Raw genomic sequence first — 11,340 nt, forward strand, 5'->3', positions numbered from 1 at the left:
GCAGGGGGTGTTCTCGTCATCTGTTTCAGAGGGCTAGCCGCCGGCTTCAGCGTTGATCACGTCGCCGAACAGCTCCCAGCGCTCGCCTTTGAAGCGCTGCAGCTGCAGCGAACTGATCGGCGCGAAATCGGTCGGCGAGGTGTTGATCTTGATGCCGGGCAGCAGCACCTCGGTGCGGAAGTCCTTCAGGGTGGCCGCCTGTTTCATGACATTCGCGCGCGTCAGGTCGTCGCCGCAGTTCTTCAGGACCTGGACCAGCGTCTGCGCAACGCCGTAGCCGACGATGGTGCCGCCGTCGGTCTTGTCGCCTTCGGGGAAGTATTTCGTCATGAAATCAAGAAATGCTTTCATGCCGGCGTCGTTGGCCCATTGCGTGTCGGTGGTGTCCTTCAGATAGGCCGCCGAGATAATACCCTGCGCGTTTTCGAAGCCTGCCGGCTTGATCACGCTTCCGACCGAGGCCGAGACGTTGTTGAGGAAGTGGGTCGGTTTCCAGCCGATCTCGGCGTTCTTCTTGATGGCCTGCGCCGCAAATTTCGGCGTGGTGATGTTGACGAAGACATCGGCGCCCGTCGCCTTCAGCTTGACGATGTGATTGTCAATGGTCGGTTCCGACGTCTCGTAGCTTTCCTCGGCTACGATCATGTTCGCGGCCTTCGAACCAAGCCCGTCCTTCAGGCCCTTGAGATAGTCCTTGCCGTAATCGTCGTTCTGAAACAGAACGGCAATCTTCGCGTTCGGCATCTCCTTCAGGATGTACTTCGCGTAGATCTGCGTCTCGCTTTGGTAATTGGGCTGCCAGCCCATCGTCCAGGGGAAGTTCTGCGGATCGTTCCACTTGGTGGCGCCGGTGGCGACGAACAGCTGCGGCACCTTTTTCGAGTTCATGTATTTCTGGATCGCCGAGTTCGGCGGCGTGCCGAGCGAGTTGAAGATGAGCAACACCTCGTCGCTCTCGACCAGCTTGCGTGCCTGCTCCACCGTCTTTGGCGGCGAATAGGCGTCGTCATAGCTGATGAAATTGATCTTGCGGCCGTTGATGCCGCCCTCGTCATTGATCTTCTTGAAATAGGCGGCTTCGGTCCGCCCGATGATGCCATAGGCGGAGGCCGGTCCGCTGTAGGGCATGATGTTGCCGATCTTGATCTCGGTGTCGGTCGCGCCGGTATCGTATTTTTTCTGGGCCGATGCAGTGGAGGCGGAGGTCGCAATGAGCGCGAGCGCCAGTGACGCGGCCGCAAATTTGCCGGTGACAGCGGGCATTCCTATCTCCCTATTTTCTTGGTGTGCGCGTCCTTCTTCTTGGCTTGATTGTTTTGGTGACGCTGCGGCAATTCAATACGATTTGTCCGAGAGCTTCAAGGAAAAGCCCCTGCGGCAAGGCCGCAGAGGCTTCGTCTTTAGTCGATTGGGGTTACATCTTTAGCGACTGGTTAAGGCTAGCCGCCGACGTCGCCGCTCAGGATCTCGCCAAATCGCTCCCAATGCTCGCCCTTGAAGCGGATCAGTTGCAGCTGCGAGAGGGGTGCGAAATCGGTGGGCGAGGTGTTGACCTTGATGCCCGGCAACAGGCCGCCAGGCTCATAGTCCTTGATGCTGGCGGCCTGCTTCATGACGTTCTCGCGGGTCAAATTGTCACCGCAGGCCTTGAGCACGTGAACGAGGCCCTGGCTCACGATGTAGGCATACATGACCGAAGCGTCGGCGCGGTTCGCTTCCGGATAGTACTTATCCAGGAACTCGTTCCAGGCGATCATCGCCGGGTCGTTCTTCCATTGCGCGTCGGTCGGGTCCTTGAAATATTGCGACGAGATGATGTCCTGCGCGTTCTCGAACCCGGCCGGCTTGATCACGCTACCGATCGAGCCCGAGACGTTGTTGAGGAAATGCAGCGGCTTCCAGCCGAGTTCGGCGTTCTTCTTGATCGCCTGCGCCGCGAATTTCGGCGTGGTGATGTTCATGAACACGTCGGCGCCCGAGGCTTTCAGTCTCACGATGTGCGAGTCGATGGTCGGCTCGGAAACCTCATAGCTGTCCTCGATGACGATCATCGAAGCCGCCTTGGCGCCGAGCCCGTCCTTGAATCCCTTCAGATAGTCCTTGCCGTAATCGTCGTTCTGATAGAGCACCGCGATCTTGGCGTCCGGTTTGTTCTTCAGGATGTATTTGGCGTAGATGATGGTCTCGCTCTGGTAGTTCGGCTGCCAGCCCATCGTCCAGGGAAAGTTCTGCGGATCGTTCCACTTGGTGGCGCCGGTGGCGACGAAGAGTTGAGGCACCTTCTTCTGGTTCATGTATTTCTGGATCGCCGAGTTCGGCGGCGTGCCGAGCGAGTTGAAGATGAGCAGCACCTCGTCGCTCTCGACCAGCTTGCGCGCCTGCTCCACCGTTTTCGGCGGCGAGTAGCCGTCGTCATAGGTGATGAAGTTGATCTTGCGGCCGTTGATGCCGCCTTCGGCGTTGATCTTGCGAAAAAAAGCTTCCTCGGTCTTGCCGATCACGCCGTAGGCGGAGGCCGGTCCGCTGTAGGGCATGATGTTGCCGATCTTGATTTCGGTGTCGGATGCACCGGTGTCGTATTTCTTCTGCGCGGACGCTGTCGTGGACAGGGTTGCAGCCAGCACGAGGGCCCCCAATCGCACATGCATTGCAGGCATCTTGATCTCCCTAGGTAGGTTTGAATGTGCCGTGTTCTTGATTGGAAGCGATCGTTGCGCGTCGCTTCGGCACACATTGAATACCCTTCCCGGGCGGCCAGCAAGGAGAACGCCCCGCCGGAGCTGTCGCAGCGGCGCGCTCTTTTTTTGAGGGGATGCGGAATATTCCGGCGCGCGAGATGCGATGCGCCGTCAATCAGCTGCGCAGAAGTTGTCTTGGAAATTGCAGGCTATTTTGAATTGCCGCGTTTGCAGCGCTCAGCGTCCGATCTCGCTGGAGATGATATCGCCGAACAGCTCCCACTTCTTGCCCCTGAAGCGCATCATCTGGAGTTGCTCGATCGGGGCGAAATCGTCCGGCGCGGTGTTGATCTTGATGCCAGGCAGCAGCGTATCGGGTTCGAAATCCTTCAGGCTTGCGGCCTGCTTCATGACGTTCTCGCGAGTGAGATCGTCGCCGCACATTTGCAGTACCTTCACCATGGTCTGCGCGGCGGCATAGCCGAACACCACGCCGGCATCGAGCTTGTTGGCCTTGGGGTCGTACTGGGCGAGGAAGTTGTAGAACTTCTTCATGCCGTCATCGGCGTTCCATTGCGGGTCGGAGCCGTCCTTGGTGTAGCTCGCCGACAGGACGCCTTGCGAGATCTCGAGGCCTGCCGGCTCCAGCACGCCGCCGACCGAGGCCGAAACGTTGGAGATGATCTGCATTGGATGCCAATTGATCTCCGCCGCCTTCTTGATCGCCTGCGCGGCGAATTTCGGGCTGGTGATGCTGATGAAGATGTCGGCGCCGGCAGCCTTCAGTTTCACGACGTGCTCGTCGACCGTCGGCTCCGACGTGTCATAGGCCTCTTCCAGCACGATCATCGAGGCCTTGGTGCCGAGGCCATCCTTCAGCCCCTTCAGATAGTCCTTGCCGAAATCGTCGTTCTGATAGAGCACGCCTATCTTTCCCTCCGGCTTCGCTTTCATGATGTACTTGGCGTAGATCCGCGCTTCGCTCGTGTAGCTCGGCTGCCAGCCCATGGTCCATGGATATTGCTTGGGATCGTTCCACTTCGATGCGCCGCTCGCCACGAACAATTGCGGCACCTTTTTCTCGTTCATGTATTTGCGGATTGCACCGTTGGTGGAGGTACCGAGCGAGCCGAAGATCAGCAGCACGCCGTCGTTCTCGACCAGCTTGCGCGCCTGCTCCACCGTCTTCGGCGGCGAATAGGCGTCGTCATAGGAGATGAACTTGATCTTGCGGCCGTTGATGCCACCCTCGGCATTGATCTTGTTGAAATAGGCCTCCTCGGTCTTGCCGATTGCGGCATAGGCGGAGGCGGGGCCGCTATAGGGCATGATGTTGCCGATCTTGATCTCGGTGTCGGACGCGCCGGTGTCGTATTTCTTTTGCGCCAGCGCCTCGCTGCTCATTGCAGTGCACAATGCGAGCGCGGCCGACAGGGCCGCAACCTGAAAACGAACGGCGGTCATTGTTCTCCCACCCCGAGATGGATCGGCGCCGCATTGAACAAGATTGGCGCCTTCCGTCAACAAAAAGCCCCCGCGATCGTTCGCGGGGGCTTCTTCAGGGCTCGGCTATCGCGTCAGCGTGTCACTCGGAGGCGACGTCGCCGCTGATGATCTCGCCGAACAGTTCCCACTTCTCACCCTTGAAGCGCTGCATCTGAAGCTGCGAAATCGGGGCGAAGTCGGTAGCGCTGGTATTGATCTTGACACCGGGCAGCAGCGTGTCTGGAGCAAAGTCCTTCAACGATGCCGCCTGCTTCATGATGTTGGCGCGGGTCAGATCGTCGCCGCACATTTCCAGCACCTTGGCCAGTGTCGACGCTGCGCCATAGCCATAGACCATGCTGGTGTCCGACTTATCGGCACCCGGCATGTACTTGTCGACGAACTCGTTCCACTTCTTCATGCCGGGATCGTTGGCCCACTGCGGATCGGTCGAATCCTTGGCATAGGCCGCAGACAGCACGCCCTGGGCATTCTCGAAGCCGGCCGGCTTCATCACGCTGCCGACCGAGATCGACACGTTGGTGAGGATCTGGAGCGGCTTCCAGCTGAGCTCGGCGGTCTTCTTGATGGTCTGGGCTGCAAACTTCGGCGTGGTGTAGATCAGCAGCACGTCGGGATTGGCGGCCTTGATCTTAACGATATGACCGTCGATCGATGGCTCGGAGACCTCGTAGCTCTCTTCCATGATGATCATGGACGAGGCCTTGGCGCCGAGTCCGTCCCTGGTGCCCTTGAGGTAGTCTTTGCCGAAATCGTCGTTCTGGTAGAGGATCGCGACCTTGGCGTCCGGCTTCTCCTTCATCAGCCATTTCGCGTAGATCTGCGCTTCGCTCTGGTAGGAGGGCTGCCAGCCCATGGTCCAGGGGAAGTTCTTCGGATCGTTCCACTTGGTGGCGCCGGTTGCGACGAATAGTTGCGGGATCTTCTTGGCGTTGAGGTATTTCTGGATCGCCGTGTTCGACGGCGTGCCGAGCGGATTGAAAACCAGCAGCACCTCGTCGCTCTCGACCAGCTTGCGCACCTGCTCGACAGCCTTCGGCGGCGAATAGCCGTCGTCATAGGTGACGAAGTTGATCTTGCGGCCGTTGATGCCGCCTTTGTCGTTGATCATCCTGAAATAGGCTTCTTCGGTCTTGCCGATGATGCCATAGGCCGACGCCGGACCGCTGTAGGGCATGATGTTGCCGATCTTGATCTCGGTATCGGACGCGCCGGTGTCGTATTTCTTTTGGGCGAGTGCAGCGCCGGAGGTGAGGGCAATGGCCGCCGTTGCCGTGATCAGCGCGGCGGCTCGCAGTGTTCTTCCAAAATGCAATTCGTTCTCCTTGGTTAAAACGACAGACTTGACGAGAGGGATTCAGTTCTTTCTGAGCTTGCCAGCGAGTTGCTGGCCCAGAATCGCGATCTGCCTTGCGCCATGCGGCACGAGGTAGATGACGAGGAACAGGAGCACGCCGAATACCGCACCCGAGAGACCCTTGGAGATGCCTTCCGCGATGTTCGGCACGAAGATGATGAAGGCCGCGCCGACGATCGAGCCGGGCAGCCAGCCGACGCCGCCGACGACCATGCCGAGGAACAGCGAGATCGCGAGCGTGATGGTGTAGCTGTCGGGCGCCACGAACTGCACGGCGATGGCGCCGAGTGAGCCGGCGATACCGGTGATGGCTGCGGAGACGCCGAAGGCCAGCGTCTTGTAGAGCGCGACGTCCACGCCCATGGCGGAGGCCGCGATCTCGTTGTCGCGGATCGCCATGAAGGCGCGGCCCGAGCGGGAGCGCAACAGGTTCACCGCGAAAATGTAGATCGCGATCGTGACCACGAGCGTGAAGTAGTACAGCCACATGTCCTGCGACATCGGCAGGCCGAACGGCGCGTCCGGCTTGGTGACGACGAGACCCTGCACGCCGCCGGTCCAGTGCTCGAGGAAGTTCAGCTTCAGAAGCTGCGGCATCGCGGTGGCGAGCGCGAAGGTTGCGAGCGCGAGATAGACCCCGGAGAGCCGCAGCGCCGGCTGCCCGAACAGGAAGCCGAAGGCGAAGCAGACCACGCCGGCGATCGGCAAGGTCAGCGCATAATTGACGTTGAAGTGCTCCATCAGCACTGCGGTCGTGTAGGCGCCGACGGCGTAGAACGCGCTCTGGCCAAGCGAGAACTGGCCCGAGCCCCCGGTCAGGATGTTCAGTGCCAGCACCGCAAGTCCGTAGATCAGGAGCATCGTCATCTGGAAGATGATGAAGTTCTTGACGAAGACGGGCGCGATGAGCAACGCCGCGAGCACCACCAGCGAGGTGCCGGTGCCCAGCGTCATGGCCCGTTTCGGAACGGCCTCGACGGCTGGCGCTTCCGTTACGACATCTTCAACTGCGCTCATGATCAAACTCGCTTGACGATGTGCCGGCCGAACAGGCCAGCGGGTTTGACGACCAGGACGGAGATGATCAGCGCGAGCGCGATCGGAAGCTTTAGCTCGTTGCCGACGCCGGGAATGTAGGTGCCGGCGAGATTCTCGAAGACACCGACCAGGAAGCCGCCGACCACGGCGCCGAACGGGCTGGTCAGCCCGCCGAGCACCGCCGCAGCGAAGCCGTAGATCAGCACGCCGCCCATCATGTTGGGCTCCAGGAACACGACCGGGGCGATCAGCATGCCGGCGATCGAGCCGATCGCCGAGGCCATGCCCCAGCCCAGTGCGATCATCCAGGAGGTGTTGATGCCGACAAGGCGCGCCGATTCAGGCACCGAGGCGGCAGCGCGCATGGCAAGGCCGATCCGCGTGTACTGGAAGAAGAAATAGAGCCCGAGCAGCAGCAGCACGGTGACGCCGATCATGCCGGCCTGGTGGGTCGAGATCAGCTGGCTGCCGAGGAACGGGGCGGAGCCGAACGGGGTCGGGTACTGCTTGATCGTGAAGTCCCAGATCAGGCCGGCCGAGGAGTTGATGATCGCGAACAGCGCGATGAAGCCGGCGACGTTGGTCAGCACCGGCGCCTTCGCCAGAGGCTTGAACAGGATGCGTTCGATCGCGATGCCACCAATGAACGAGAAGATCAGCGTGATCAGAAAGGCACCCCAATAGGGCACGCCCCATTGCATCAGCTGCCAGGAAATGAAGGTCGAGAACATCGCCATCTCGCCTTGCGCGAAGTTGAGATGGTCGATGGCCTGGTAGATCATGACAACGGCCAGCGCCATGCAGGCATAGATGGCGCCGGTGGCGATGCCGGCCAGGACTTGGTTGGTAAAAAGCTCCATCGTCCCGGCTCCCTAAAACTTGCCCGATTGGGTTTGAACTGCAACGGCGTCGAACGTCCACCTCTCCCGCAGGGAAAGGTCGGCGCGAAGCGCCGGGTGAGGGGTTTTGGTCTTCCGGTGAAGCTGCGGCCCCTCACCCGATTTGCTGCGCAAATCGACCTCTCCCCGTTGGGGAGAGGTGTACGGAGAGCGCGGGTGATTCCTTGCCATCATCCGCTCCCTCAGTAACCCAGATAGGATTTGCGGATTTCTTCGTTGTTCGCGATGTCCTTGGCTTTGCCGGACATCACGATGCGGCCGGTCTCGATCACATAGGCCTGGTCGGCGAGCTCGAGCGCGAGCTGGGCGTTCTGCTCGACCACCAGGATCGACACTTTGTCCTCGCGGTTGATCTTGCCGAGGATGCCGAACAAATCGCGCACCACCAGCGGCGCGAGGCCGAAGGAGGGCTCGTCCAGCAGCATCAGCCGCGGCCGCAGCATCAGCGCGCGGGCGACCGCGAGCATCTGCTGCTCGCCGCCGGAGAGCGTGCCGGCCTGCTGGGTGTGCCGCTGCTTCAGCACAGGGAAATGCGCGTACATGCGCTCGATGTCGGAGACGATGCCGGCGCTGTCCTTGCGGGTGATGGCCCCGAGCTGGAGGTTCTCCTCCACCGTCATGTTGGTGAAGGTGCCGCGGCCCTGCGGCACATGGGCAATGCCGAACCGCACGATGCTCTCGGTGGAGCGGTTGTTCAGCGGCTTGCCGTCGAACTCGATGCCGCCGGTCGAGCGCACCATGTTGCAGATCGCGCGCAGCGTCGTGGTCTTGCCGGCGCCGTTGGCCCCTAACAGCGTCACGAGCGAGCCCTCGTTTAGCGAGAAGGACAGGCCATGGAGCGCCTGGACCTGGCCGTAATAGGCACGCAGGTCCTTGACGTTGAGCAGCGTCGTCATTGGTCCTTGCTCCCGAGATAGGCCTTGATGACGTCGGGGTCCGCCTGCACCTGGGCGGGCGTGCCTTCCGCGAGCTTCTTGCCGAAATTGAGCGCGACGACGTGGTCGGCGATCGACATCACGAGACCCATGTGGTGCTCGACCAGGAGCACGGTCATGTGGCGATCGTCGCGGATGCGGCGGATGAGGTCGCCGAGCACATGGACTTCCTCGTGATTGAGGCCGCCGGCGGGCTCGTCGAGCAGCAGGATCTTCGGGTCCGCCGCCAGCGCGCGCGCCAGCTCGACGCGCTTCTGCGTGCCGAAGGGCAGGCCGGAAACCACGGTGTGGGCGACGTCCTCGAGATCGAGATAAGCGAGGATTTCGTGCACCTTGTTATTGACGCTGGTCTCGCTGCGCCGGACCCAGGCCAATCTCAGGGAGTCGCTGATGATGTCGCTGGAGGTCTTTGAATGGGCGCCGACACGGACATTGTCCATCACCGAAAGGTTCGGAAACAGCGCCACGTTCTGGAAGGTGCGGCCAATGCCGATCTCGGCGATCCGGTGCGGCGGCCGCGACAGGATGCTGACGCCTTCCATCAGGATGTCGCCGGACGACGGCTGGTAGAGCCGCGACAGGCAGTTGAAGAGCGTGGTCTTGCCGGCGCCGTTCGGGCCGATCAATCCGAGGATCTGCCCCTTGTGCATGTTGAAGGACACGCCGTTGAGCGCGATGATGCCGCCGAACACGACGCTGACGTCGCGAACCGCGAGCAGGGGCGATGTCCCCTGCGCGAGCTGTGCCTGCGTCATCTCGTCTCGCCCACACCGATCAGTGGGCGAAGGGGCGATGCGAACCGCTCCCGCTGATGACAAAGGCTATCTGAATCCCTCGGCCACACGCGCAACTTTTCCTCCTGATTTCAGCTTTTTGCTGACGTCTTTTTTTGAATGCGGCATCAGACCCCCGAGTGCCGCTTCGATGTTCCTTACCATCGCAAGCAGACGCGGTCCAATGTCGTTGATCAAACGCTCTTCCGTGAAACGGAATGCGGGCGCGCCGCAATTGAATGCGTAGGGCCCGGTTCCGTCGTTGAGCTTGAGCGCGACGCCGGCGGCGCCGATGTCGTCGTGCCAGTCGCCGACGGAAATCGCAAAGCCATATTTCGCCACGGTCTCGCCGGAGCGTTCCAATCCGTCGCGCATCTTCGGCCAGCGGCTGCCGTAATGCTCGCGCAGCAGACGCGACAGTTCTGCGCGATCGTCGGCATCGAGCGCCCAGAAATAGGCGCGACCCATCGCGCTGGTTGCAATCGGCACGCGGGAGCCGACGTCAAGTTGAACGCCGACGGTCTCGCTGCCGCGGCTCTGCCCGAAATAGATCATGCTGTGGCGGTCGCGGCCGCCGACGGCGACCGCGCCGCCGGTCGCGCGCATCACTTCCTCGCGGAACGGTTCGGACAAATGCCGAACACCGAGATTGGCGAGCGCCGCATAGCCAAGCGACATCGCGGCCGGTGTGAGCTGATACTTCTCGAAGCGGGGAACCGGCGCAAGATAACCGAGCTTTGTCAACGTGTAGGTCAGGCGTGACACGGTCGGCTTGGGCAGATTTGTCCGCGCCGCGATCTCCTGATTGCCGAGAAGGCCGTCATTGGGTTCGAATGCGCGCAATACGTCCAGTCCGCGGGAAAGCGCGACGACGAAATTCCGGTCGGTCGCAGTCTTCTTTCCTGTACGCTTCATCCCTGATCTGCTTCTTGCGCGGAGTCGTTGACAACGTCCGTGCTTCAAAATAACCCTGCCGTCAAGATGCGGAATTAAATTCCGCACCGCGAAATCGAACAAAAGTTAATCCCACCAAGGAGGGACACCGTGAGCGAAGTGGTCAAGCTTGAGCGTCATGATGAAGTCGGCATCGTCACGGTCGACAGCCCTCCAGTCAATGCGCTGAGTGCCGCGGTCCGCAGCGGCATTTTGGAGTGCGTCAAGGCTGCAATCGCCGATCCCGGCATCAAGGGCATCGTGCTGACCTGTGCCGGCCGCACCTTCATTGCGGGTGCCGACATCACCGAATTCGGCAAGCCGCCGAAGCCGCCCGCCCTCAACGACGTGCTGTCCGAGATCGAGAACTCGCCGAAGCCGGTCGTTGCAGCGATCCATGGCACCGCGCTCGGCGGCGGCCTCGAGGTCGCGCTCGCCTGTCATTACCGCGTCGCGGTGAAAGAGGCCAAGCTCGGCCTGCCCGAGGTGAAGCTCGGCCTGCTGCCCGGCGCGGGCGGCACCCAGCGCCTGCCGCGCGCGGTCGGTCCCGAGCTCGCCGTCAAGATGATCGTCGGCGGCGATCCCATTGGCGCTGCGGAAGCGCTGAAGAACGGGTTGATCGAGGAGATCATCGAGGGCCCGGCGTCGGGCGGCGAAGCCTTCGTCCGCAAGCTGCTGGCCGAGAAACGTCCGCTGCGCCGCCTGCGCGACGACGATTCCAAGCTCGCGGCCGCCAAGGCCGATCGTTCCATCTTCACCAATGCGGTCGCGGCCATGACCAAGAAGTCGCGCGGCCTGGAAGCGCCGTTCGCAGCGGCCGACGCCGTCGGCTACGCCATCGACCTGCCGTTCGAAGAGGGCCTGAAGAAGGAGCGGGAAGGCTTCCTCAAGCTCGTCGCCAGCGATCAGTCCAAGGCGCAGCGCTATGCCTTCTTCGCCGAGCGCGAAGCCGCCAAGATCGCGGGCATCCCTGAAGGCACCAAGCCGCGCCCGGTCAACCGTGTCGCCATCCTCGGCGCCGGCACCATGGGCGGCGGCATTGCGATGTCGTTTGCCAATGCCGGCATTCCCGTCACCCTGATCGAGACCGGGGAAGAGCAGCTCAAGCGCGGCATGGGCGTGATGCAAAAGAACTGGGAAGCGACCGCGGCACGCGGCGGCATCCCGGCCGATGCGCCTGCCAAGCGCATGGCGCTGATCAACGGCAAGGTCGGGATCGAG

At 61.6% G+C, this 11,340-nt stretch carries 10 protein-coding genes; 1 reads left to right on the forward strand and 9 read right to left on the reverse strand.

The features are described from left to right. Nucleotides 1–33: 33 nt before the first annotated feature. The 9 genes from IVB12_RS00530 to IVB12_RS00570 form a co-directional block, all read right to left on the reverse strand. Nucleotides 34–1,263 carry an ABC transporter substrate-binding protein gene (locus IVB12_RS00530; protein ID WP_247294574.1) on the reverse strand — a complete coding sequence of 410 codons (1,230 nt, stop codon included), beginning with the start codon at nt 1,261–1,263 and terminating at the stop codon, nt 34–36. Nucleotides 1,264–1,439: 176 nt separating this feature from the next. Next, nucleotides 1,440–2,657, reverse strand: coding sequence for an ABC transporter substrate-binding protein (locus IVB12_RS00535; RefSeq protein WP_247294576.1), 1,218 nt, complete (start codon nt 2,655–2,657; stop codon nt 1,440–1,442). A gap of 258 nt (nt 2,658–2,915) precedes the next feature. Then, nucleotides 2,916–4,142: an ABC transporter substrate-binding protein gene (locus IVB12_RS00540; RefSeq protein WP_247294579.1), complete on the reverse strand. Its 1,227-nt coding sequence runs from the start codon at nt 4,140–4,142 to the stop codon at nt 2,916–2,918. Nucleotides 4,143–4,263: 121 nt separating this feature from the next. Continuing rightward, nucleotides 4,264–5,499 (reverse strand): ABC transporter substrate-binding protein, encoded by a 1,236-nt coding sequence (locus IVB12_RS00545; protein ID WP_247294580.1) that lies wholly within the window; start codon nt 5,497–5,499, stop codon nt 4,264–4,266. A 42-nt stretch (nt 5,500–5,541) separates the two neighbouring features. Further along, a complete protein-coding gene (locus IVB12_RS00550; RefSeq protein WP_247294583.1) occupies nt 5,542–6,558 on the reverse strand; it encodes a branched-chain amino acid ABC transporter permease in 1,017 nt (338 codons plus the stop codon). A 2-nt stretch (nt 6,559–6,560) separates the two neighbouring features. Then, entirely contained in the window at nt 6,561–7,439 is an 879-nt protein-coding gene (locus IVB12_RS00555) for a branched-chain amino acid ABC transporter permease (RefSeq protein ID WP_247277873.1), read from the reverse strand. 221 nt (nt 7,440–7,660) lie between these two features. Then, complete coding sequence (locus IVB12_RS00560; RefSeq protein WP_247277872.1) at nt 7,661–8,374, reverse strand: ABC transporter ATP-binding protein; 714 nt, start codon at nt 8,372–8,374, stop codon at nt 7,661–7,663. Then, complete coding sequence (locus tag IVB12_RS00565; protein WP_247294586.1) at nt 8,371–9,168, reverse strand: ABC transporter ATP-binding protein; 798 nt, start codon at nt 9,166–9,168, stop codon at nt 8,371–8,373. The genes IVB12_RS00560 and IVB12_RS00565 overlap by 4 nt, the downstream gene beginning before the upstream one ends. Before the next feature lie 66 nt (nt 9,169–9,234). Next, a complete protein-coding gene (locus tag IVB12_RS00570; RefSeq protein ID WP_247277870.1) occupies nt 9,235–10,101 on the reverse strand; it encodes an IclR family transcriptional regulator in 867 nt (288 codons plus the stop codon). 129 nt (nt 10,102–10,230) lie between these two features. Between IVB12_RS00570 and IVB12_RS00575 the strand changes: the two genes are divergently transcribed. Further along, the coding region (locus IVB12_RS00575; protein ID WP_247294588.1) for an enoyl-CoA hydratase-related protein at nt 10,231–11,340 on the forward strand (1,110 nt) is incomplete at its 3' end.

Source organism: Bradyrhizobium sp. 179, from assembly GCF_023073535.1.
Classification (GTDB): domain Bacteria; phylum Pseudomonadota; class Alphaproteobacteria; order Rhizobiales; family Xanthobacteraceae; genus Bradyrhizobium.

Coding starts and splice junctions, on each gene's coding strand:
- IVB12_RS00570 (WP_247277870.1), bottom strand. CDS start 10,101: ATGAAGCGTACAGGAAAGAAGACTGCGACCGACCGGAATTTCGTCGTC.
- IVB12_RS00555 (WP_247277873.1), bottom strand. CDS start 7,439: ATGGAGCTTTTTACCAACCAAGTCCTGGCCGGCATCGCCACCGGCGCC.
- IVB12_RS00550 (WP_247294583.1), bottom strand. CDS start 6,558: ATGAGCGCAGTTGAAGATGTCGTAACGGAAGCGCCAGCCGTCGAGGCC.
- IVB12_RS00565 (WP_247294586.1), bottom strand. CDS start 9,168: ATGACGCAGGCACAGCTCGCGCAGGGGACATCGCCCCTGCTCGCGGTT.
- IVB12_RS00560 (WP_247277872.1), bottom strand. CDS start 8,374: ATGACGACGCTGCTCAACGTCAAGGACCTGCGTGCCTATTACGGCCAG.
- IVB12_RS00535 (WP_247294576.1), bottom strand. CDS start 2,657: ATGCCTGCAATGCATGTGCGATTGGGGGCCCTCGTGCTGGCTGCAACC.
- IVB12_RS00530 (WP_247294574.1), bottom strand. CDS start 1,263: ATGCCCGCTGTCACCGGCAAATTTGCGGCCGCGTCACTGGCGCTCGCG.
- IVB12_RS00540 (WP_247294579.1), bottom strand. CDS start 4,142: ATGACCGCCGTTCGTTTTCAGGTTGCGGCCCTGTCGGCCGCGCTCGCA.